The sequence below is a fragment of the Paenibacillus sp. FSL R5-0914 genome (assembly GCF_038004525.1).
Classification (GTDB): domain Bacteria; phylum Bacillota; class Bacilli; order Paenibacillales; family Paenibacillaceae; genus Paenibacillus_AQ.
In genome coordinates this window covers 1,305,843-1,328,419 of record NZ_JBBORH010000002.1, presented here as the reverse complement: position 1 = coordinate 1,328,419, position 22,577 = coordinate 1,305,843, and the positions used below count along the sequence as shown (strand labels likewise).

Genomic DNA, 22,577 nt, shown 5'->3' with positions numbered 1-22,577 from the left:
GATGAAGTTGAATATGAGAAGTCTTAGGTGCTTTGTAGCCGCAACGCTGACGTTATCCGTACTGTCGGGTTGTACTTTCATCAGTGATCCTGTTTCTAAGATGAAATCCCCACAATTGTCTGCTGACAAAGCAACACTTATGGCTGCTATTAATTCACTTAAGCCAGCAGGTTCCACGTTGATTCGTCCGACCAATGACGATGATAGTACCATCTTTACTGAGGATCTCAATAAGGATGGAGTTATGGAGACGCTAGTGTTCTATAGGACTCCAGGTGAAGCCGTACAGATTCACGGGATGATACTGGAGAAACAGGGCGACACATGGGTCAAAAAACTTGTATTCGATGGCGACGGGTCTGTGCTGGAATCGGTTGATTTGAAGGATATGACGGGTGATGGGAAGCTTGAAATTGTTACCGGCTATTCACAAGGTGAAGAAAAGGGTCTTGTCGTCTATAGCTATTCCAGCGGAACATTAGAAGAAGTGCTTTCACATCCTTATACTAAATATATGATTGATGATCTTAATGGGGATGGAATTGAAGACATAACCGTTGTTTACTTTAAAAGAAATGAATTTGCAACCATTTCGGTCTATCAGTACAATGATGGCTTTAAGGTACTCGATAAGCTTGATAATATCGATCCTTATTTTAATAATTATTACAATATTATTGCAGGAAAAATCTCAGAGAATAAAGAAGGAATCGTATTGGATGCTGCGGTGGATTCCCAATCTGCCTATACCTCTATTGTCGTTATGGAGAATAACAAGCTGCGTGTGGTATTACCAGGCGATGCGCGGACTTATAAAGATCGTCGGATTGCAAGTGAAGATATTGATCATGATGGCATTATTGAAATTGGATTGCTTGAGGCGCCTAAAGGATGGGAGTATTTCGATCCAGCTGAAATTCCATACTTTACCTCCTATTATAAATGGGATGGGAAAGAAGGTCTGACCTTCGCAACCCAGCTATATCATGATCCATCGGATCGATTCAATATTAATTTTTCTCCGGAATGGCATGGAAAGGTGACAGTTGATACGAAATCGGTTCTGGATAAGAACCTTAAGTTTATCATGTCAGATACCGGTGAGACGGTTGCTGAGGTTTCCTTCTTTTCTCCTTCAGAATGGGATCGCGTAAAAAATGACGGTTGGGATTTGCTTGCACGTGATGCAGACAAGGTCATCGCCTACCGCGGTAAGTTAGAACAAAGTACAACAAAGGAAGGAAGCAATAAAATTGCTTCCCCTATAGAAAGGAAGGGAATAGATGAGTAAAGTACTGATACTGGAAGATGAGGAGTCCATTCGTAGTTTTATTGTCATTAACTTGAAGCGTAATGGGTTCGAAGTGATAGAGGCTGCGGATGGGCATGAAGCTCTTCACAAGTTAACCACGATCCCTGATATTGATATCGCTCTGTTGGATGTAATGGTTCCGGGTATTGATGGATTTGAAGTATGTAGACGGGTCAGAGAAACCAATGAGCGTTTGGGTATTATTTTTCTGACAGCCAAGGTTCAAGAGCAAGATAAAGTGTATGCATTGTCTGTAGGAGCGGATGACCATGTTAGCAAGCCATTCAGCCCGACAGAACTGATTGCTCGAATTCAATCTTTGCTGCGCCGAGTGAACGTTCATCGTGAACAGTCAGCGAAAGTTTCATTCGTTTCAGGGCCATTTACCTTGGATCTTATTTCCAAACATTTTAAACGTGATAATGAAGCGATTGAACTGACGCCAACGGAATTTTCGTTGATTCAATTCTTCCTCGAAAAAGAAAATACACCGCTCAGCCGCGATCTTCTGCTGGATCATGTGTGGGGCAAGGAGTATATGGGTGATCCCAAAATTGTGGATGTGAATATTCGTCGTCTGCGTCAAAAAATAGAGAATAATCCGTCAGAGCCAGAATTTTTGCAAACGGTATGGGGACACGGATATAGATGGAAAGGCCAAGTACAATGATTAAGAAGGGGATGCGCAGACAAATTGTTCTACACTACATTCTTGTAGTTTTTTTGGCGCTTCTCCTCGTAGAAGTTATCTTCCTGCTTGCCATCAGAACGTATTATTATGACAGTGTATATAGCAAGATGAAAAATCACATTACCACGGCAGAGTCGTTTTTTCATAAATACGAGCTAGATGGCGATAACAACTCGAATCAGCTGCAAGTACTGCTGGATAGATTTGAGCTGCCCAATACAGAGCTAGAAGTATTGACCATGAATGGTGACATGATTACCAGTTCGACCGGTTTTCAGCCTGATCGTACGATTACAACTAGTGACGTCCCTGAAGCGGTAGGGGGCAGCATTGGCCGCTGGGTAGGACGCCAGAGTGGTACTAACGAGAGTGTTATGGCTGTGTCCAAGATGCTGCAGGTTCACGGACGTGATACGTATATTCTTAGATATCTTACTTCACTTGAGGGTATCAACAACGATTTGCTTAATCTTACGTTATTGTCAATTGGTATAGGTGCAGCTGTTATGGCTGTAGTTATCGTGTTCAGCTTCGGACTTGCCAATTCAATCGTAAAGCCGCTCAATAACATTACGGCGGTATCAGCCCAAATGGCTAAGGGTAGATTTAATGTGCGGATTAAGGGGAATTACAAATTTGAGATTGGTGACTTGGCTTCAACGCTGAATTATATGGCTCAGGAAATTGTGCGCAGTAATCAGATTAAAGATGATTTCATCTCGTCCATTTCCCATGAGCTTCGGACACCCCTTACTAGTATCAAGGGCTGGAGTGAAACCTTGGTCTCTGGTGGCTATGATCCGGAGGAGACGAAGCTTGGAGTCAGCATCATTTCCAAAGAAAGTGAACGCTTGATTGGTCTAGTAGAGGAGATTCTAGACTTTTCAAAGCTGCAGCAGAACCAAATGAAGCTGTCCATTGGGATTGTTGACGTGAAAGTGTTACTTCAGGAGACTATACTTAATATTTGGGCCAAAGCGGAGAAGAAACGGATTCACCTGCTTCTTGAATGTGAAGACGGGATCTATGTTAAAGGGGATGCCAATCGTCTAAAACAAGTGTTCTTGAATCTGGTAGACAATGCCGTGAAGTTTTCACATGAGGAGTCCAGTATAGAATTGTCTGCGAAGAGAATTTCGGCTACAGAGACTGCTATCATGGTTCGTGATAGTGGGATTGGGATTAGTGAAGCACATATCTCCAGAGTGAAAGACCGTTTCTTTCAAGTGGATGCACTCAATGGAGGAACAGGCTTGGGGCTAGCGATCTCACAGCAGATTGTAGAACTTCATAATGGGACACTTGATATGGTAAGTGAGCTTGGAAAAGGAACGGAAGTTACCGTCATCTTGCCTCTTACAGAACCACAGCCTGAAGTTAACTCAGAAGGGGTAACTCAAATTACAGCTACCTTTCCAGAATTAGATGATTGGGAGGCATGACGTGTGATGGGAGTGACGACGAATTCGATTAGTATAGTTCGTGGAGAGCCAGATCGGGTTAGCGACATCATGAGGCTGCTGCAGGAAGCAGCAAATTGGATGGAACGAAATGGGATTAAGCAATGGACCCCCGGCCAATTTAACGAGAATGATATCACAGGCTATTTCGCTGATAGGCATGTTTATCTTGCGATTGACGATGAAACAGTAGTTGGAATGTTCACGTTACAATTCAGTGATCCTCAATACTGGGGTAGCAAAAACGATGAGTCTTATGCATATTTGCATAGATTAGCTGTAGCGGGTTCACACCGCAGTCAGGGACTTGGTCAGCATATGCTTAAATATGCTGCGGTGCGAGCCAAAGAACTTGGCTGCAGAGGACTCAGATTTGATACCGTCGCACATAACATTAAACTCAATCGTTATTATCAGAGCATGGGTTTTCATTACATGGGTACTAACGATATGGGAAATGGTCGTTTAGTGAACCTGTATGAGCATTTTGAGGAACAACCTGATTCCGATCGTCTGATTCTTAGATTTATTTCTGAATCTGACTTTGAGCACCTGAAACGATGGAGTGTCTCACCTGAGTATCTGAAGCAATGGGCTGGACCTTCACTAACTTTTCCTCTTGACGATGACCAGCTTACTAAGTATTTAGATGGGGCGAATCATCCAGCGAATTCTGATCGCCTTATTTTCTGTGCGGTGCATGAAGCTACTCAGCAGGTCGTGGGACACATCAGTTTTTCAGCCATAGACCGGGCGAATCGATCTGCACGTATTGGCAGAGTAGTAGTAGATCCTGATTATCAGGGTAGAGGCTTTGGAACAAGGATGATGAATGAAATGCTCCGGATCGGATTTGAGAGCTTGGATCTGCATCGTATTTCTCTGGGAGCTTTTGCTTTCAACACCGTTGCCCTGAAAACCTATGAAGCATTGGGCTTTAAGCGGGAGGGTGTAGAGCGCGAATCAGCGCTGTTTGGGGAGCAATTTGTAGATTGTGTGGAAATGAGTATTTTAGATCGAGAATGGTTAGCGCTCCATGAATCATAAAGGTTAACTTCTAACAACCGAAGGGGCTGTTGCTCTGGTCATGTTCGACCAGGACAACAGCCCCTTTTTATAAATATAAGTATATATAGGTTTCACACTATACATTATCCTTATATTTCTCGCATAAACGCTTACCGTCCATTTGGGACGCCGAAGGCGTTTTTGCTTGATAAAGTATTTATATATATAATGGTTTTAAGAAGGGAGAACTTCCCGTAGACGTCCTGTCTTCTCATAAACATCCTGAAACAGACGGGAGGGTTGATTTCGAACCGCTGGCTTAGGAGCTACGGTCTCATTGGGCCCAACAACTACAATATTATTAATACTTCCCTTGACGACAGCACCATCCTTAATAATGGCGCCTTCGCCTATAATGGCATTTTCGATCTGTACTCCACGTCCGATGCGAACGCCAGGCATAATAACGCTTTGTTTAATTTGGCTCATTTTTCCAATTTCCACACCATTGAAGATTACAGAACGTTGCAAGCTACCTTCTTGCGTGCAGAATTCATTCACGAGAGAGTCCGTTGATGGAATCTGAACACGTGGTTTATGAACAGCAAGCTTAGTCCGGCGACTCCGGCTATACATCGGCCAATGAGCTTTGTCGAGCTTCATGCCATTGTTTTTTTGCAGAAGATCCATATGTGCTTCCCAGAGACTACCCACAGTACCTACATCTCTCCAGTATCCTTTGAAGCGGTAAGCGAATAAATCATCATTCTGATCAAGCATCGTTGGTATAACGTCTTTACCAAAGTCATGACTGGAATTCGGATTAGCTGCATCCCGCAACAAGTGCTCCTTCAGATAAGCCCACTCAAACAGATATATACCCATAGAAGCTAAATTACTTTTAGGTACTTTTGGTTTTTCCGCAAACTCAGAGATTTTTAGTTCATCATTTACGTTCATCACTCCAAAACGACTAGCTTCATCCCACGGCACCTCCATTACGGAGATGGTGGCTTTTGCAGCCTTCTCTACATGGTAATCCAACATTTTTCGGTAATCCATATGGTAAATATGATCACCGGATAGAATGAGAACATGTTCTGGATTACGGCTATCGATATACTCAATGTTTTTATAAATTGCATCAGCAGTTCCTGTATAGCTGTCTCTGCCTTCAACACCGGAAGGAAGCAGGGTTACACCTTTATCCTTTTGACTATGTAAGCCCCAAGGCTCACCTTCACCGATGTGTTCATGTAAGGATTCAGCTTCATATTGCGTCAGGACACCTACTGTATCAATTTTAGAATTTACACAATTACTTAGTGGGAAATCAATAATTTTATACTGTCCACCGAAAGGGACTGCAGGCTTAGCCATACTGGAAGTCAAGGGAGCCAATCTGCGGCCTTCCCCTCCTGCCAAGAGCATGGCGATACAATCTTTTTTGTTATTCATTTGTTATCCCTCCCATTTATTTTGTCAATGCTTGATATATAAACTCACGACAAGCACTTGAAACGACATAGGTGAAGTATATTGCTGTGTAAAAAGAAAAATTACAATTAATATTTCTTTATCAGAAAATCTTTTGTTTTCACATCAAATCATTTTCAAAATGGTAATATTCGGTTAATGTAATAGGTACAAGCATTCAAAAAAGGTGGTGTAGAATTGGCTGAAAAAGCAACAATCGATACCCTTCCGTCAGCTGCTGATATTTATTTGTTCCATGAGGGCACCAATTATCGCAGCTATTCTATGCTGGGTGCGCACACTGCCGCTGAAGAAGGCGTTACGGGCGTGCGCTTTACCGTGTGGGCTCCTCATGCGACATATGTAGGACTAGCTGGTGATCATAATGGCTGGGATGGAACGCAGGACATGGACTCGTTATATAAGATACCCGATTCAGGATTTTGGAGTCGTTTTTTTCCGGGAATACAGCCGGGAACTTTTTACAAATACAGGATTGTTGCCAGTGATGGCTCCAGCTTCCTAAAAGCGGATCCTTTTGCCTTCAAAGCTGAGGTTCGACCGGCGACTGCATCCGTTGTTACGGATCTCAGTGGTTATCGTTGGGGAGATGCTGCATGGCGGAGAAAGAGTAAAGCTCCATATCATCAACCGATGAACATTTATGAGATGCATTTTGGAACTTGGCGTCAGAAAGAAGACGGGGAATTTTACAGCTATCAGGAAATGAGTGAATTATTAATTCCTTATTTGGTGGAAATGGGTTATACCCATGTTGAGTTTATGCCGCTTGCTGAGCATCCATACGATTTGTCATGGGGCTATCAAGGGACGGGGTATTTTGCGGCTACGAGCCGATATGGTGAACCCCATGAGTTGATGTATTTAATCGATCATTTGCATCAAGCTGGAATTGGTGTCATTCTGGATTGGGTTCCGGCCCATTTTGCAAAGGATGCACACGGTTTAAGAATGTTTGATGGCTCGCCACTTTATGAATATGCAGATCCAATGTTAGCGGAAAAACCAGGCTGGGGAACCCTATCGTTTGACTTCAGCAAGCCTGAGATTTCTTCGTTCCTCATTTCTAATGCACTCTTTTGGTTTGAGTATTATCATATTGACGGGATGCGTGTAGATGCGGTTACCAGTATGCTACGTCTCGATTTTGAGAAACAAGCTCATCAATATCGACGTAATGTGAATGGTGGTCTGGAGAATTTAGAAGCCATTAAGTTTATTCAGAACCTGAATAAAGCGATATTTCAGTATTTTCCTAAGGCATTAATGATGGCAGAAGAATCTAGTGCTTGGCCGGGAGTTACAGCGCCAGCTCATGAAGGTGGCCTCGGTTTTAACTACAAATGGAATATGGGATGGATGAATGACACCTTGGGTTACATAGAACATGATTTTTGGGGGCGCCCTCATCATCATAATTTATTAACATTTCCAATATGTTATGCTTATGCCGAAAATTATGCATTACCTTTATCACATGACGAGGTTGTACATGGCAAGAAGTCGTTACTGGACAAAATGCCCGGTTCTTATGAACAGAAGTTCGCAGGACTTAGGCAACTGCTCGGTTATCAAATATCCCATCCCGGAAAGAAACTTCTGTTCATGGGAGGAGAATTTGGTCAATTTATCGAATGGAAGGATCAAGAGCAGCTGGATTGGCTACTGCTGGACTATGACAGCCATCGTGGTATGCTAGCTTACACTGCTGCACTTAATAAACTGTATCGCTCGGAGAAAGCCCTGTGGGAGCTTGATCATTCCCAAGAGGGTTATCAATGGATTGATGCAGATGACAATGAACAAAGCGTAATTTCATATCTGCGTAAAGGCAAGAAGCCTGGAGATACGTTGCTTTTTATCATCAATTTTCAACCTGTCCAGCGTCAACAGTATCGTATAGGGGTTCCACGCCCAGGGACTTATGAAGAACTTTTTAGCTCGGAAGATGTAGCGTTCGGAGGTTCGGGTATACACAACTTGCCTCAGAAGAGCAAAAAGTTAGAATGGCATAATCAGGTGAACAGTATAGAGCTAACATTACCGCCTCTTAGCTTCCTGGTGTTTAAGAAAACGTCACGAGTGGGTAAGAGTAAAGAGGCAAATGAGTCATAGATTAAAGAACGAATAGAGAATCCGTACACTTTAAAGGGGGAAATAATCATGAAAGTTTTATTTGCCGCAGCTGAAGCTCATCCATTTATCAAAACGGGTGGTCTGGCCGATGTCATTGGGGCATTACCTAAAGCGCTGAAGGGTGCCGGGGTGGATGTACGAGTGATTTTGCCTAAATATCGTGGGATTCCAGAAAAGTTCACTTCAAAAATGGAGCATTTAACAGAAGTTTATGTGCCAATCGGCTGGCGTAATCAGTACTGCGGAATCGAACATATGGTTTACGACGGTATTCCCGTTTACTTTATCGACAATGAATATTATTTTGGACGGGACGGAATCTACGGATATATGGACGATGGGGAACGCTTCGCGTTCTATAATCGTGCGGTGCTGGAGTGTCTGCCAGCTATTGATTTTCAGCCGGACGTCTTGCATTGCCATGATTGGCATGCGGCTGTAATCCCAATGCTGCTTCAGGGTCATTATCGACACAATCCATTTTACAGCGAAATGCGAAGTGTATTTACCATACATAACCTGTTGTATCAGGGTGTGTTTCCTTATGAGGTACTTGGGGAGCTATTGGGTCTGGACAGCAGTTATTTTGGAGGCGTGGAGTATTACGGGAATGTGAATTTCTTAAAAGGTGGCATTGTATACAGCGACCGTGTCACCACAGTAAGTCCAACCTACTCGGAAGAAATTCGAACACCTTATTATGGTTACGGACTGGATGGATTGTTGAATGCGCGAGCGGATGTTTTAAGCGGTATTGTGAATGGAATAGATACAAAAAGTTATAATCCTGCAACAGATACAAGTCTTGTTACCCGTTATCGTTCTAATCTGGCGAAGAAAACGGAGAACAAATTAGCCTTGCAGGAGGAATTAGGACTACCTGTGGATGCTAATATTCCGATGGTGGCTATGGTTACTCGTCTTGTGGATTCCAAAGGTTTAGATTTGCTTACGCGTGTATTGGATGAGCTATTGTATAAGGATGACATTCAATTTGTTCTGCTTGGAACGGGGGATGAGTCCTATGAGCGGTGGTTTAAGGAAGCGGCTTGGCGTTATCCGACAAAGCTATCTTCACAAATCCTCTTTAATGATGCACTCTCACGCAAAATATATGCTGCTAGTGATATCTTTCTTATGCCTTCCAAGTTTGAACCTTGCGGGATCAGTCAACTTCTCGCTTTACGCTACGGAAGCATACCTGTTGTGCGGGAAACTGGCGGCTTGAATGACACCGTTCAAGCTTATAATGAAGAATCCGGTGAAGGGAACGGCTTTACATTCAGCAATTACAACGCCCACGATATGATGTTTACACTTCGCCGGGCGATCTCATTATACAAGCAGCCTGAACATTGGAAAAAGATTACGAAAAACGCATTCGCTGGCGATTATAGCTGGAATGTATCGGCGCAACAGTACATTGATATTTATATTGAAATTACGGAATAAGGATTCATTAGATTCCGTAATAGGTTAATAAGGGAGTGCACTGAAGTATAACTCATACTTTAGTGCAGTCCTTTTTTTGATGAAAATTAGGGGCGATTTGCCGCATGATTTGGTTAAGTTAGGGAATAGTAAAAATGTATAAAATTATATAAAATTTGAATAAATGTTGAATAATATGTTTCAGAAGAATGAATTCTTTGCTTTGAAACCCAATAAAAGGAAGTTATTGTCACAATTATGCCTTTGCATATTCATGCGTTCTGATTTATAATAAGTCGGTCAAAGAGACAACTTGGATTTTTTTCATACGAATAGGGGAGATATAGAAATGAACAAATGGGGTAAACTTAGTTTAGGTATGTTATTAGCAGTAGGCCTGTTGTCAGGCTGCGGTCAAAATAAAAATGATAGTGATACCGCTGCAAATGGAAATGCAACTAACGGTGGGGCTACTAAGAAGCTTACTATGGGCACAAGTGCAGATTTTCCTCCGTACGAATTCCATAAAGTAGTAGACGGTAAAGATACTATCGTGGGCTTCGATATCGATATCGCTAAGGAAATTGCTGCTGATATGGGTGCAGAACTTGTAATTAAGGACTTGCCATTCGACTCACTATTGAACGAATTGTCCAGCGGAAGAGTAGATATTGTAATTTCTGGACTTAGCCCAACGGAAGAACGTAAAAAAGCTGTTGATCTTTCAGACATTTATTACAAGGCTGAGCAAGCGATTGTTGTGCGCGAAGCGGACAAAGATAAATACACCACTATGGATGCTGTAAAAGGTACCAAAATTGGTGTGCAGACTGGATCCATTCAAGAAGAAATTGCTAAAGGGATCGAGGGAGCGAAAATCACTTCGCTTGGTAAAATCTCCGAAATCGTTCTACAATTGCAATCCAATCGTGTAGATACTGCTATCATTGAAGGGCCCGTCGCCAAATCATTCGTTAAGAATGTTCCTGGTCTTGTAATTACTGATGCTAAGCCAGAAGTTGAAGATGACGGTTATGCTATTGGTATTAAAAAAGGAAATAAAGAGCTACTGGATCAAGTAAACAGCACACTGACACGTTTAAACTCAGAAGGTAAAATTGATGAGTACGTAACGGCAGCTAGTGAGCTTGCAGATAGCACGAAGTAAAGAAACAACGGATATTTTTAAAGTCTGCTAAAGTAAATTGTATGTGTATACAGAAAATAGCGACAATAAGCTATTTTCTATTTTTTTGGAGATGGGAGGATAGGTTATGGACATTACTTTATTTAAAATGGCTTATGATTATCGTGATTTTTTCCTAACCGGTTTGCAGTATACCTTGCTGCTTGCTGTTCTAGGCGTCTTCTTTGGTTTTATTCTAGGGATTATTATTTCCTTGCTACGTATGTCCAAATGGGGTGTGCTTCGCTTCTTGGCAACAGCCTGGGTAGAATTCCTTCGTGGTACACCTATGCTTGTACAACTGTTTCTGATCCATTATGGATTGGCAACATTCGGGATTGAGTTCACACCGATTCAGTCGGGGGCAATCACTTTATCCATTAACAGTTCTGCTTACCTTGCAGAGATTTTCCGTGCTGGGATACAAGGGGTAGATCGTGGACAAATGGAGGCAGCCCGTTCGCTTGGAATGAAGCAAGGGATGACTATGCGCCATATCATACTCCCGCAGGCACTCAAGAGTGTTCTTCCGGCAATTGGAAATGAATTTATCACTATTATCAAGGAATCATCGATTATTTCTTTTATCGGCGTTACGGATTTGATGTTTCAAGCACGTACGGTTACAACGATTTCTTACGATGGTATGACACCACTTGTAATTATCGCATTTATGTACTTTGTGCTGACATTTACGCTATCGAAGATCCTAGGTAGACTGGAAAGGAGGCTGAATACCGATGATCGCCGTTAAGAACTTGCAAAAAAATTACGGAAAGCTGGAAATTCTCAAGGGAATTGACTTGGAGATTCATAAAGGTGAGGTCGTCGTCGTTATCGGACCGAGTGGATCGGGTAAAAGTACCTTTCTGCGCTGTTTGAATCTCCTGGAGCAGCCAACTGGTGGCGAAATTACTTTTGAAGGTGAATCTATTACCTCCAAAAAGCACGATATTAATGTCACACGTGAGAAGATGGGAATGGTATTTCAGCAGTTTAACCTCTTTCCTCACAAAACAGTTCTGCAGAACATTACACTAGCACCGATTAAGGTGAAAAAACAGCAGCAGTCCGAAGCAGATAAATTCGCAATGGAGCTGCTCAAGACTGTAGGCCTTGAAGATAAAAAGGATGCATATCCTGCTCAACTGTCCGGAGGGCAGAAGCAGCGGATCGCGATTGCCCGTGCGCTGGCGATGCAGCCTCATGTGATGCTCTTTGACGAGCCAACCTCAGCCCTTGACCCAGAGATGGTCGGTGAGGTGCTGGAGGTTATGAAGAAGCTTGCAGAAGATGGGATGACAATGGTCATTGTTACGCATGAGATGGGCTTTGCACGCGAAGTGGGCGACCGTATTCTATTTATGGATGGCGGCGTGATTGTAGAGCAGGGTACACCTGCACAAGTATTCGGAAATCCTCAGCATGTACGTACACAGGATTTTTTAAGTAAAGTGTTATAAGTAAGTCAAATTGTAGCGGCGCTCGGGCAAGTTATCCGGGTGCTGCTTTATTTTTTTAACAGTTGCATAATTTGAGGATATAATGGACTGAGTTCATTTATTTATGTAAACCATGTATAATAGATGGTCAATCAACTTGAAAAGGAGTACATACATAATGAGAGATGATCTGCGCCGGATAGGCATTATCGATATTGGTTCTAACTCCATACGTCTTGTAATCTATGATACAACGCCGGAGGGAGGCTATAAGATCATCAAGGAGTGTAAGTACTCTGCACGTCTTAGTGAGAAGATTACGAAGGAAGGTCGACTGGAGCAGAAGGATATGGAGACGATCATCCCAGTCTTGCGCCAGTTTAAGGAGATCTGCAATGCTTTTGATGTAGAGACCATTCGTGCGGGCGCTACAGCGGCAATCAGAAATGCTGCTAACTCCAGTGAAATTATTGCCTTTTTGTCAGAAGCTTCTACCATACCCATTGAGGTTATCAGTGGTCATCAGGAAGCTTACTTTGGCTTCTTAGGTGTCATAAACGCATTTAATGTTGAAGATGGTTATGTCATCGATATTGGTGGCGGGAGTACTGAAATCACACTTTTTCGCGGGCGGCGTTATCAACATAGTATTTCCTTTCCGTTCGGAGCGGTGAATACCAATCTTATGTTTGGTCAAGGCGGGAACTGGAATGGAGAGCAGATTCAGAAGCTGGAGACCTATGTTCTGGGGAGATTGGTAGAGCATGATTGGCTTAACGCAACAGCAGGTCTTCCACTGTTTGGTCTGGGAGGTACGGTTCGTTCTCTAGGTAAGCTGGATCAAAAGACTAGAGCATACTCATTACCTAACTCTCACGGTTACACCATGGCCAGTGAGACGATTGAGCATTTTATGAACACATTACCTTCAATGCCTTATGATAAGCGTAAAGACTTAGATGGGTTGTCTAAGAGTCGAGCAGATATCATCGTATCCGGGTTGATTATTTTCCATACGGTATATCAATATATTGGGGCTAGCCAGGCTGTAATCAGCGGGGAGGGGCTCAGGGAAGGTATGCTACATGATCTACTGAAGCCGGAGCAACCGGTGCGAGACAGTGCGCTTGAATACAGTTTAAATACGATTATTCGGTTTGATATTCGTACTTCTAAACGGTATTTAGATCATATCAACAAGCTTGCGCTAAGTCTGTTTGATGCATTCAAGGATGAAGAGAATAAAGCTGAACATAAGATGTTAATTTACGTATCCATCATGCTACATCGAACAGGGTCTAACATTAACTATTATCAATCTAAACGACACACCCTGTATTGGCTGATGAATTCACCGATTCGTGGACTGACACACCGCCAGCTTATCCTGTGCGCGATGATTGCCTCGTATAGCACAAAAAGCCGGAAGCAGAAATTGTCCCAGATGTATAAGGACATTTTACTGCCTTCCGACGAAGAGTGGATTCATAAGCTCGGATCGCTTGTGCAGCTAAGCATTGCACTAGACAGCACCGAGATCGGGATTGTAAGCGGCCTGAAGGCTAATCTCCACGGCAATACTCTTAATCTGGATCTTGAGGGCGCTTCAGCGCTTCTGATTGGTCTAGAGGACATTGAGAACGCCTTAAAAGCATTTAAGAATGCTTGGGCGGTGAAGGTAAAACTCGATTTTCCTTCCAACGTGTAACATCCATTGCTGCGAACTGGCTCCGGAAAGGGGCCTTTTTGTCGTCTGGTTGCTCGTAATACCCATTAGGCTGTAAGAAGCTGGCCTTCACATTATCTTTAAGGGATAGTTCAAGAATCTTAACGATTTGTTTACGAATATTGCTGTCTCTTACCGGACACATCAGCTCGATCCGTCGGGTTAGGTTTCTAGTCATCCAGTCTGCACTAGATAAATACACCTCAGGCTTCCCGCCATTTTCAAAATAGTAAATTCTTGAATGCTCCAGAAAGCGGTCGACAATACTGCGAACCGTAATGTTTTCGCTCAAACCTTCAATCCCCGGACGAAGACAACAAACCCCCCGAACGATTAAATCGATAGATACACCGGCCTGTGCGGCACCATATAAATCGTCGATGACTTGTTGATTAGAGAGTGAGTTCATTTTGGCAATGATACGTGCAGGTCTTCCAGCTGCAGCATGCTCCGCTTCACGCTTCATCAGCTTTTGTAAGGAAAGGCTCATGTCAGTTGGAGCTACAATGAAGGAATTCCAGTCAAAATCAGCGGAATAGCCAGTCATTTGATTAAACAGCTCGGAAGCATCAAGTCCGATATCGCTTTGAGCAGTAAATAGACTGAGATCCGTATAGACTTTGGCTGTACTGTCATTGTAGTTTCCTGTGCCTACATGCACGTAACGACGTAATTCATGGCCTTCCTGACGGACAATCAAGGTGACTTTGGCATGCGTTTTTAGACCAACAAGACCATAAACGACATGACATCCGGATTTTTCAAGTTGGCGGGCCCAAGCAATGTTACGTTCCTCATCAAATCTGGCTTTTAACTCAACAACGACTGTTACCTGTTTTCCGGATTCAGCAGCATTAGCGAGTGCAGTGATCAGAGGAGAGTTTCCGCTCACGCGGTATAAAGTCATCTTAATGGCCATCACTTGTTCGTCCTCTGAGGCTTGAATGATAAAGTCCGTCATCGCATCAAAGGATTCGTAAGGGTGATAGACCAGGACATCTCGCTCACGTAATACCTCGAAGAAATCCTCGTTCTCTTCAAATTCAGCAGGGTAGACGGGTTCAATACTTGGATAGTTTAAGTAACTAAAGCCCTTAATACTGCCGGCGAAATTACGAAGGAAACTTAGATCTAGCGGACCTTCAATTTCGAATACGAAATCTTCAATTTCAAACTCAGCTTGCAGCTGTTCCAAGGCATATGGATGAATTCCTTTTTGTACTTCAAGTCTTGCTGGAACACCGCGGCGACGCTTGCGCAGCTCCTTTTCAATCTCTTCTAGAAGATCCTCGGCCCCTTCTTCGTCGATCGTGAGATCAGAGTTGCGGGTCAAACGAAATTCACTAACGGCAACGGGCTCATAACCACTAAATAAAGTTTGAATGTGATGACGGATGACATCCTCTATAAATACGAACTGCCGTTTCTTACTGTTAGACCGGTGTGGTAGCGGGATACATCTTGGCAGATTAGATGGAATTTGCAGAATAGCAAAAAAAGGCTCTTCTTCAAGGCCATTCTTACGAGTAAGAACTACTGCTAAATAGATAAATTGGCTATGAACGAGTGGAAACGGTCGACTCTGATCTACAGCCATTGGTGTAAGTACAGGATAAATGATATCCCGGTAATATTGTTCTATGGACTGTTCTTGTGCATGAGTGAGATCCTCATAATCCACAAAAACGATACCTTCTTTATGCAAACTCCGTGAAATATCACGGAAAATCCGGTATTGGTCGGCAACAATTTTGGTAACTCGCTTGATGAGACGTTTGTATAGCCCGGAAGGGGTGTAGCCAGTGAAATCTTTTTTAGTATAGCCTGCCCGGATTTGATCTTGAATTCCTGCCACTCGAACGCTTATGAATTCATCAAGGTTGCTTGAGACGATAGCCAGAAATCTAGCCCGTTCCATTAGCGGATTATCAGGGTCTTGAGCTTCTTTCAGTACGCGTCGGTTAAATTCGATCCAGCTCAAATCTCTATTGAGGTAAGCAGTGGCTGGGCTGCTTTGGTTGTTTTTATTCTCTTCTGTATTCATGGGACCTCCAAATATGATTCGTTGTCTATATCTATTCTATTTATCATATTCTATCATTCTACTATTGGATAAAGCATGAAATGTTAACGCTATGTAAAATCTTCGGGAATTTTATATGATAATTTTAAAAAATGGTGCATGTATCTTTTAATGTAGTTTACATAATGAAAAATATGTTAACCACAATCCGAAAAAATGACAATATTGAAACTTGATTTTTCACAATGGTAACAATTACATAAGCACAGGTTACAAAATTGTGATATATTAAGTCCTGTCAGTTTTACAAAAGACTGCAACACATCAAGAAATCACACACGGGTTGTACATAAGTACTTAAAATGTACACGAGCGTATACGGAAGTGATACCGTTCACGCCCATCTAATGAGGAGGCAATTATGAAGAACAGATTTAGAACAATTAAAACCCTTGCTGCAATTATGGGAATCAGTGCATTACTGCATGCCGTTCCAGCTCATGCAGACAGCGTTCATATCGCTAAGGATGGCAACACTTTTTATACTTTATCCAAGCAATATAATGTAGGTGTGAATGAATTAATGAAAGCAAACCCAAACGTTGCAGCACTTAACATTTACGAAGGTCTTGAAATTACTATCCCTAGTAAGATGCAGGTTGAGTCCGTAACTACAACTGACAAATCACCAGTGATTACACCAAGTCTGAATGTAAACTCAGAGTCCAAAACAGTTGAAGCATGGGGTAAGTCCTTTAATTATGACAAATCGATTCAAGTCAAAGCTTCAGCTTATTCTTCTGCAAGCAGTGAGAACGGCGGATGGGGTGCAGTAGATTATTTCGGAAATTCTCTCAAGCTTGGAACTATTGCTGTTGATCCAAATGTGATTCCTCTCGGTACCAAAGTATTGGTGACAGGCCATTCACATGATGGATTGCCTAAAGATGCATTCTTAGCAACGGCAACGGATGTGGGCGGTGCTATAAAAGGCAATCGTATCGATATCTTTATCCCTGGTAGCCAAAGCTTTGTATCATCATTCGGTTATCAATATGTACAATTATACATTGTTAAATAGAAAGATAAAAATAGAGAGAATACCTATGAGATATGAAAAGTTCTAAAATAAGGTTACACAGGAAACGGAGGGAGTCCTTAGCGGCTGCCTCCGTTTTTTTGCGTATTATTAAATATATATTTTTGGGTAATTTATTTACTTTTGGACACTTGAAGTAATTGAGGAACGGTAACGAATGTATAGCCCCGCTTGCGCATAATAGTGATTACTTCAGGTAAAGCCTGAATCGTTCCTTGTAGATGACTACCTGGACCGCCTCCACCGTGCTGAAGAATAATCGCTCCTCTTCCAATATGGGCTAGAATATTATTTCTGACTTGGTTTTTGGAAAGTCCTTTCCAGTCCAATGAGTCCACATTCCAATTCACGAGCGTGTAGCCATGGCTTTTTGCCCATTTTAGCTGCTGTTCACTGATATCCCCATAGGGTGGGCGAATTAGTCGTGGTTTATATCCGGCCAAGGTTTGTATAATATCCTCGGTCTTTATGATTTGTGATTGAAAATCATTCATCGCAAGCTTCACAAACTGAGGGTGGTTATACGAGTGATTTCCAATCGCATGTCCTTCTCTAATCATTCTTTTCACCAAAGCTGGATGTTTTTTTGCTCTGCTTCCCACCACAAAGAAGGTTGCTTTGACATTATATTTTTTCAGGATGTTAAGCAATTGGGGGGTAAATCTTGGATCAGGAACATCATCAAAAGTAAGTGCTATGACTTTATTCCGAGGTCCACTAGTCTTAAAAGTCTCTGGGTATTTGTGTAACAGCTGACTTAATGTCAGACCCTTAGTGTTTTTATTGCTGTTAAGCGTCGAACTATTTGTAGCAGCGCTACCTGCTGAAATTGCCGTATCTTCGTCTGAAGCGGGTACACTTTGTGTTTGTTCTTGCGGAGTCTTCTGACTCTGTACAGGCGCTGACGCAACCTCTGAAGAATAGGTTGGGAATAGCATAGTTATGATTGTTCCTAATATTACGAGCAGTTTCTGACCTCTCCGTTGAAAATACATCCCCATCTGCCTCCTTTACTACCTGATCACCGTCATATTCTTAATTGTTATCTCCATAGATGGGTAGATTTATGCTGATAACAATACAGTATTGGTTAAGATTTCTTGAAGGAACCAATGCGTGTATACTAATAGAACGGGGAATTCCCGAGTCAATTATAGATTACGGAAGGATGGAGACATGAATGTCTGATTTGTTTGCACCGTATGAATTGAAGGGGTTATCGCTGAAGAATCGTATTGTCATGCCACCTATGTGTCAGTATTCGGTGGATAAAGAGGATGGCATCCCTAATGATTGGCATTATGTTCATTATGTAAGCCGTGCTATTGGCGGTACAGGATTTATTATCGTGGAAATGACTGGCATACATCCAGATGGTAGAATCACTAATCGAGATACAGGAATCTGGAGTGATTCGCAAATTGAAGCTTATCGTAGAATCACGGATGGTGTTCATGCGTATGGATCAAAAATCGCTGTTCAATTAGGACATGCTGGACGAAAAGCTGTGGATGCAGAGCCGCCTGTGGCTCCATCAGCAATTCCTTTTGATGCTAATTTCAAAACGCCACAGGCTCTTTCTAAAAAAGGAATTTCAGAATTAATTGAGGCCTTCCGTGAAGGGGCGCGCAGAGCTATAGAGGCAGGATTTGATACGGTCGAAATTCATGGTGCACATGGTTATTTAATTCACCAGTTTCATTCAACATTGACGAATACCAGAGATGATGAATATGGACAAGATCCTGCGTTGTTCGGCGAACAGGTAGTTAAAGCAGTCCGAGAAGTGGTTCCTGTAGACATGCCATTGATTATGAGAATATCTGCGAAGGAATATGTAGAGGGTGGATATGATGCTGCATACGCTCTGGATATTTGCCGACGGTATAAGAATGCTGGAGTGGATCTGTTCCATGTTTCTTCTGGAGGAGAAGGTCCTATAGGTTCAAATGGAGGGCCCAATGCAGGCCCTGCTTATCAAGTGGATCTGGCAGAGTTTATCCGTAGTGAATTACAGGTGCCTGTAATTGCAGTGGGGCGGCTTGAATCCTTTACTGAGGCACAGTCCATCGTCGCGGAAGAACGGGCAGAGCTGATAGCCGTTGGCCGTGGGATGTTGAGCGATCCCTATTGGGCTTTACATGCGGAAGAGGCGCTTGGAAGCGTACGTAATGTACCCAAACCTTATGAACGCGGGATCTGGAAAAAGGGATAGCGCGCTTTGAATGTGAAGTTTGTCACAGATTTTATGCTCCTTCTAAGGCAATCTTAATAAAGATAAAATTTGAAGGAGCTTGATAACGTGGGGATGGTTTTAAGTAACGATCGGCTAACTGACGGAGTGTACCACCTTAAAGTTGAAACGAATAGCGGCGGTGAAATGGGTCAATTCTACATGTTACGGGCATGGGATGCTTATCCGATCCTTTCCAGACCGTTAAGTATACATGAAGTAAAAGAAGATAGTGTCGAATTTTTATATCACGTAGTGGGGGAAGGCACTGAGATATTTTCACGGTTGACTCCTGGTGACTCAGTGGAGCTTGAAGGGCCTTTTGGCACGGGATTCCCACAGGTCGAAGGCAAGGTTGCACTTATTGGTGGTGGAATCGGAATAGCGCCGCTATATTATTGTGCAAAGCAGCTGCCTAGTTGTGATATCTTTCTAGGTTTTAGTCGGGAAGCTTACCGGACAGAAGCTTTTCGTCCATTAGCAGCCGAGCTTACAGTAGATGTAGGCGGATTTATTTTGGAGCGTGTGGATTTTAGTCAATATGATCATATTTTCGTTTGCGGCCCACATCCTATGCTTAAAGCTGCACAGCTTAAAGGCGTAGCGGCCGAAGAGGCAGGAAGCAATACAAAAGTTTATCTCTCTCTAGAGAACCGAATGGCTTGCGGCATTGGTGCCTGTCTTGTTTGTAGTGTTTCTTGTCGTGATGGTCAGCGAAAAGCCTGTGCAGATGGACCCGTGTTCCTTTCTGAGGAGGTGATTTTTCATGACTAAGATGAGTACAACAATTGCAGGCGTTCATTTTAAAAATCCGATTGTAATGGCTTCAGGAACATTCGGCTTTGGTCGTGAATATGGAAAGCTGTATGATGTATCTTTGCTAGGTGGAATCTCAGGGAAAGGGCTCACCCTCCATCCAAAAGCAGGTAACCCTGGCACTCGAGTTTATGAGACAGCCTCTGGCATGCTGAATAGTGTAGGATTGGAGAATCCCGGTGTAGCTGCGTTCTTGGAAAAAGAATGCCCTTATTGGGAAACACTCGATACAGCCCGTTTGGTGAATCTTGGCGGCGGGACGCTTGAGGATTACGTACTTGGAGCAGAAATGATCCAGCATGATGCAGATCTTCGATCAAGCGCAGGTAAACCAGCTGTTGATATGATTGAGTTGAATATTTCCTGTCCAAATGTAAAAGAGGGCGGAATTGCATTTGGAATCAAGACTTCAGAAGCGCAAAAAGTAGTACAAGCTGTTAGACGTGCCACTAAGCTACCACTTGCGGTAAAGCTGTCTCCAGGTGCTGAGAATATCGTTGAGATGGCGCAAATGTGTGAGGCAGAGGGAGCAGATGCTGTCTCGCTGATCAACACCATTTCCGGGATGAAAATTGATGTGCGACGGAGAAGTAGTGTATTTAATAACTTGTATGCCGGACTGTCCGGACCAGCGATTAAGCCAGTTGCTTTGCGCATGGTGCATCAAGTCGCACAGAACATATCTATTCCAGTAATCGGAATGGGGGGCATCACCACAGCTACTGATATTATTGAATTTATTATGGCAGGTGCTTCGGTAATCCAAGTAGGAACCTACAATTTCATGAATTTGAGAGCAGGTAGCCAGCTTGTTGAAGAGCTTGAGCAATTCATGGTTCAAGAAAATATTCAATCCTTGGATGAAATACGTGGCATTATATAAAGTGGAGTAGTGAGGAGATACTATTGACTTCTAACAAGATTAACCCTGAGGATATTGAGCTGATGGCGACGCCTGTCGGACGTGATCTCTTACTCGTAATTAGTGGGGGCGTTCGTCATATTGGAGCGGCAAGTACTGCGTATTTAAATGGAGAGCGGGTGGAAGTGCAGACCTCTGCGGTTCCTCATCATAAAGAGCATACGATAAGCGAAGATATTGCCATTAGGGTAGCTGAGGCTTTAAACAGGACGGTCACAGTGGTTATGGGCATTCATTACGACGATCTCAAGAAAGAAGGCATTAAAGAGGTCGTTGAGATCGTAAATAATAAAGTAATTCAATATTTAGCGCAACAAATGTGAAACGGGATTGGCAATTCTGCGTAAAAGATATCAAGTGAGTATTTAAATTATCTTTTGGAGGAATGAAACCATGTCTATATTTAAAAGATTGCGCGATTTAACAATGTCTAACGTGAATGCGATTATCGACAAAGCAGAAGACCCGATTAAGATGACCGATCAGTACATTCGTGATATGACCGAAGATTTGGAAGATGCAGAAAAAGCGGTAGCGGCTCAAATCGCTATTGAGAAGAAGTTCAAGCAGCTGTATGAAGAGCAGGAAGCACTTGTTAACAAACGTACGCAACAGGCACATGCTGCAGCTCAAGCTGGTAATGTTGACCTTGCTCGCCGAGCTCTGGAAGAGAAGAAGGCTGCTGAAGCTAAACTGGTAGAATACAAAGCTAGCTTCGATCAGAACAAAGCATCTGCGGATAATCTTCGTGGGAAGCTTGACGAAATGCGTAAGCAACTTACTCAAATGAAGAACAAACGTGAAACCTTGGTTGCTCGTTATAATGCTGCTAAAGCTCAAACCGAAATTAATAAAGCGATGAGTGGTTTCAGCTCTGATTCCGCATCTGCTGGCCTGAAACGTATGGAAGAAAAAATGATGCAAGCAGAAGCTCAAGCCGAAGCTAGCAACGAGATGAGCTCGGGCAACAAATCACTTGATGATGAGTTCGAGAAGTTGAACAAAGATCAAGCAGTAGAAGATGAATTGGCTGCTCTGATGAAACAATACGAGAAGCAATAACATTTGATCTTAGCCGTTTCACGGCTGATGTTCACAGGCGAAGGGGAGACAGGAATATCGTTTCCTCTTCGCTTTATCTATGCTTATGACAGCATGCAAAATGAATAAGCGGGGGCTATTAGAATGGATTTCCATATCCTGGTGTCCATGGTCGTGTGGACAGTGAGCGGCGCGGTGTTGCTGTTTGTGCTGATGTTCGTAGATTCACTCTTCACTCGATACAATGATTTAGAAGAGTTAAAGGCTGGAAATATGGCAGTTACTACACGTTTTGTAATGAAGCTATTGGCACAGGCATTCATTTTATCATCATCGATAGCTGCTTCTAACAGCCTGCCAGATGCTTTGCTGATCTCGATTGTATCTTTTTTTCTTTTGCTTATATTGGAAAGAACGGTCCGTCTCCTCTTGGCTAAATGGGGGAATCTGGATCTGGATCATGGTACACAGCTTGGCAAAATCGGGTACGGCTTATTATCAGGCTCACTGCAAATTACGGGAGCTTTAATTATTTCTGCATTTATGTAGGGGGA

General features: G+C 42.8%; 20 protein-coding genes. 17 read left to right on the top strand and 3 right to left on the bottom strand.

What is annotated here, in order from left to right; translation table 11 throughout:
- The first annotated feature begins 1 nt into the window (after position 1).
- From MKX60_RS22005 to MKX60_RS21990, 4 genes are read left to right on the top strand one after another with little or no spacing between them, the layout of a single operon-like run.
- Positions 2-1,291 (top strand): hypothetical protein, encoded by a 1,290-nt coding sequence (locus MKX60_RS22005; protein ID WP_341060996.1) that lies wholly within the window; start codon positions 2-4, stop codon positions 1,289-1,291.
- A complete protein-coding gene (locus tag MKX60_RS22000) occupies positions 1,284-1,982 on the top strand; it encodes a response regulator transcription factor (protein WP_042128265.1) in 699 nt (232 codons plus the stop codon). Before MKX60_RS22005 ends, MKX60_RS22000 begins: the two co-directional genes overlap by 8 nt.
- Complete coding sequence (locus MKX60_RS21995) at positions 1,979-3,445, top strand: sensor histidine kinase (RefSeq protein WP_341061144.1); 1,467 nt, start codon at positions 1,979-1,981, stop codon at positions 3,443-3,445. Before MKX60_RS22000 ends, MKX60_RS21995 begins: the two co-directional genes overlap by 4 nt.
- A 6-nt stretch (positions 3,446-3,451) precedes the next feature.
- Positions 3,452-4,510: a GNAT family N-acetyltransferase gene (locus MKX60_RS21990; protein ID WP_341061142.1), complete on the top strand. Its 1,059-nt coding sequence runs from the start codon at positions 3,452-3,454 to the stop codon at positions 4,508-4,510.
- Between the two features lie 195 nt (positions 4,511-4,705).
- On the opposite strand, the gene MKX60_RS21985 is transcribed toward MKX60_RS21990, so the two are convergent.
- A complete protein-coding gene (locus MKX60_RS21985; RefSeq protein WP_076283564.1) occupies positions 4,706-5,929 on the bottom strand; it encodes a glucose-1-phosphate adenylyltransferase in 1,224 nt (407 codons plus the stop codon).
- A gap of 216 nt (positions 5,930-6,145) precedes the next feature.
- Between MKX60_RS21985 and glgB the strand changes: the two genes are divergently transcribed.
- From glgB to MKX60_RS21955, 6 genes are all read left to right on the top strand, one after another.
- A complete protein-coding gene (gene glgB / locus MKX60_RS21980; RefSeq protein WP_081382774.1) occupies positions 6,146-8,083 on the top strand; it encodes a 1,4-alpha-glucan branching protein GlgB in 1,938 nt (645 codons plus the stop codon).
- Positions 8,084-8,131: 48 nt separating this feature from the next.
- Positions 8,132-9,556: a glycogen synthase GlgA gene (glgA, locus tag MKX60_RS21975; RefSeq protein WP_341060995.1), complete on the top strand. Its 1,425-nt coding sequence runs from the start codon at positions 8,132-8,134 to the stop codon at positions 9,554-9,556.
- Positions 9,557-9,884: 328 nt separating this feature from the next.
- The gene (locus tag MKX60_RS21970) at positions 9,885-10,703 is read left to right on the top strand and encodes a transporter substrate-binding domain-containing protein (RefSeq protein WP_341060993.1); all 819 of its coding nucleotides are present in this window, start codon (positions 9,885-9,887) and stop codon (positions 10,701-10,703) included.
- A 106-nt stretch (positions 10,704-10,809) separates the two neighbouring features.
- Complete coding sequence (locus MKX60_RS21965; protein WP_060623393.1) at positions 10,810-11,475, top strand: amino acid ABC transporter permease; 666 nt, start codon at positions 10,810-10,812, stop codon at positions 11,473-11,475.
- The gene (locus tag MKX60_RS21960) at positions 11,462-12,184 is read left to right on the top strand and encodes an amino acid ABC transporter ATP-binding protein (protein ID WP_042188767.1); all 723 of its coding nucleotides are present in this window, start codon (positions 11,462-11,464) and stop codon (positions 12,182-12,184) included. The genes MKX60_RS21965 and MKX60_RS21960 overlap by 14 nt, the downstream gene beginning before the upstream one ends.
- 157 nt (positions 12,185-12,341) lie before the next feature.
- Complete coding sequence (locus MKX60_RS21955) at positions 12,342-13,871, top strand: Ppx/GppA phosphatase family protein (protein WP_341060991.1); 1,530 nt, start codon at positions 12,342-12,344, stop codon at positions 13,869-13,871.
- Here the strand turns inward: MKX60_RS21955 and ppk1 are convergent.
- Positions 13,819-15,933, bottom strand: coding sequence for a polyphosphate kinase 1 (gene ppk1, locus MKX60_RS21950; RefSeq protein WP_339265039.1), 2,115 nt, complete (start codon positions 15,931-15,933; stop codon positions 13,819-13,821). The two genes, MKX60_RS21955 and ppk1, sit on opposite strands and share 53 nt — an antisense overlap.
- Before the next feature lie 400 nt (positions 15,934-16,333).
- Here ppk1 and MKX60_RS21945 point away from each other — a divergent pair, with 400 nt between their 5' ends.
- Entirely contained in the window at positions 16,334-16,993 is a 660-nt protein-coding gene (locus tag MKX60_RS21945; RefSeq protein WP_341060990.1) for a 3D domain-containing protein, read from the top strand.
- A gap of 131 nt (positions 16,994-17,124) precedes the next feature.
- Here the strand turns inward: MKX60_RS21945 and MKX60_RS21940 are convergent, their stop codons facing one another.
- Positions 17,125-18,006 (bottom strand): polysaccharide deacetylase family protein, encoded by an 882-nt coding sequence (locus MKX60_RS21940; protein ID WP_339796117.1) that lies wholly within the window; start codon positions 18,004-18,006, stop codon positions 17,125-17,127.
- A gap of 185 nt (positions 18,007-18,191) precedes the next feature.
- Between MKX60_RS21940 and MKX60_RS21935 the strand changes: the two genes are divergently transcribed.
- The 6 genes from MKX60_RS21935 to MKX60_RS21910 all read left to right on the top strand — a co-directional run bounded on the left by MKX60_RS21935 (position 18,192) and on the right by MKX60_RS21910 (position 22,572).
- On the top strand, positions 18,192-19,226 hold the full coding sequence (locus MKX60_RS21935; protein ID WP_341060989.1) for an NADH:flavin oxidoreductase/NADH oxidase: 1,035 nt from the start codon (positions 18,192-18,194) through the stop codon (positions 19,224-19,226).
- Between the two features lie 87 nt (positions 19,227-19,313).
- Entirely contained in the window at positions 19,314-20,018 is a 705-nt protein-coding gene (locus MKX60_RS21930) for a dihydroorotate dehydrogenase electron transfer subunit (RefSeq protein WP_341060988.1), read from the top strand.
- Positions 20,011-20,943, top strand: a complete 933-nt coding sequence (locus tag MKX60_RS21925) for a dihydroorotate dehydrogenase (RefSeq protein ID WP_341060987.1) — start codon at positions 20,011-20,013, stop codon at positions 20,941-20,943. The genes MKX60_RS21930 and MKX60_RS21925 overlap by 8 nt, the downstream gene beginning before the upstream one ends.
- A 23-nt stretch (positions 20,944-20,966) precedes the next feature.
- Complete coding sequence (gene lpdD, locus MKX60_RS21920; protein ID WP_341060986.1) at positions 20,967-21,305, top strand: prenylated flavin chaperone LpdD; 339 nt, start codon at positions 20,967-20,969, stop codon at positions 21,303-21,305.
- A gap of 70 nt (positions 21,306-21,375) precedes the next feature.
- On the top strand, positions 21,376-22,044 hold the full coding sequence (locus MKX60_RS21915) for a PspA/IM30 family protein (RefSeq protein WP_076283572.1): 669 nt from the start codon (positions 21,376-21,378) through the stop codon (positions 22,042-22,044).
- Positions 22,045-22,167: 123 nt separating this feature from the next.
- Positions 22,168-22,572, top strand: coding sequence for a DUF350 domain-containing protein (locus MKX60_RS21910; protein WP_094869154.1), 405 nt, complete (start codon positions 22,168-22,170; stop codon positions 22,570-22,572).
- The last annotated feature ends 5 nt before the right edge of the window (positions 22,573-22,577 follow it).

Coding starts and splice junctions, on each gene's coding strand:
- MKX60_RS22005 (WP_341060996.1), top strand. CDS start 2: ATGAAGTTGAATATGAGAAGTCTTAGGTGCTTTGTAGCCGCAACGCTG.
- MKX60_RS22000 (WP_042128265.1), top strand. CDS start 1,284: ATGAGTAAAGTACTGATACTGGAAGATGAGGAGTCCATTCGTAGTTTT.
- MKX60_RS21995 (WP_341061144.1), top strand. CDS start 1,979: ATGATTAAGAAGGGGATGCGCAGACAAATTGTTCTACACTACATTCTT.
- MKX60_RS21990 (WP_341061142.1), top strand. CDS start 3,452: ATGGGAGTGACGACGAATTCGATTAGTATAGTTCGTGGAGAGCCAGAT.
- MKX60_RS21985 (WP_076283564.1), bottom strand. CDS start 5,929: ATGAATAACAAAAAAGATTGTATCGCCATGCTCTTGGCAGGAGGGGAA.
- glgA (WP_341060995.1), top strand. CDS start 8,132: ATGAAAGTTTTATTTGCCGCAGCTGAAGCTCATCCATTTATCAAAACG.
- MKX60_RS21970 (WP_341060993.1), top strand. CDS start 9,885: ATGAACAAATGGGGTAAACTTAGTTTAGGTATGTTATTAGCAGTAGGC.
- MKX60_RS21965 (WP_060623393.1), top strand. CDS start 10,810: ATGGACATTACTTTATTTAAAATGGCTTATGATTATCGTGATTTTTTC.
- MKX60_RS21960 (WP_042188767.1), top strand. CDS start 11,462: ATGATCGCCGTTAAGAACTTGCAAAAAAATTACGGAAAGCTGGAAATT.
- MKX60_RS21955 (WP_341060991.1), top strand. CDS start 12,342: ATGAGAGATGATCTGCGCCGGATAGGCATTATCGATATTGGTTCTAAC.
- ppk1 (WP_339265039.1), bottom strand. CDS start 15,933: ATGAATACAGAAGAGAATAAAAACAACCAAAGCAGCCCAGCCACTGCT.
- MKX60_RS21945 (WP_341060990.1), top strand. CDS start 16,334: ATGAAGAACAGATTTAGAACAATTAAAACCCTTGCTGCAATTATGGGA.
- MKX60_RS21940 (WP_339796117.1), bottom strand. CDS start 18,006: ATGTATTTTCAACGGAGAGGTCAGAAACTGCTCGTAATATTAGGAACA.
- MKX60_RS21935 (WP_341060989.1), top strand. CDS start 18,192: ATGTCTGATTTGTTTGCACCGTATGAATTGAAGGGGTTATCGCTGAAG.
- MKX60_RS21925 (WP_341060987.1), top strand. CDS start 20,011: ATGACTAAGATGAGTACAACAATTGCAGGCGTTCATTTTAAAAATCCG.
- MKX60_RS21915 (WP_076283572.1), top strand. CDS start 21,376: ATGTCTATATTTAAAAGATTGCGCGATTTAACAATGTCTAACGTGAAT.
- MKX60_RS21910 (WP_094869154.1), top strand. CDS start 22,168: ATGGATTTCCATATCCTGGTGTCCATGGTCGTGTGGACAGTGAGCGGC.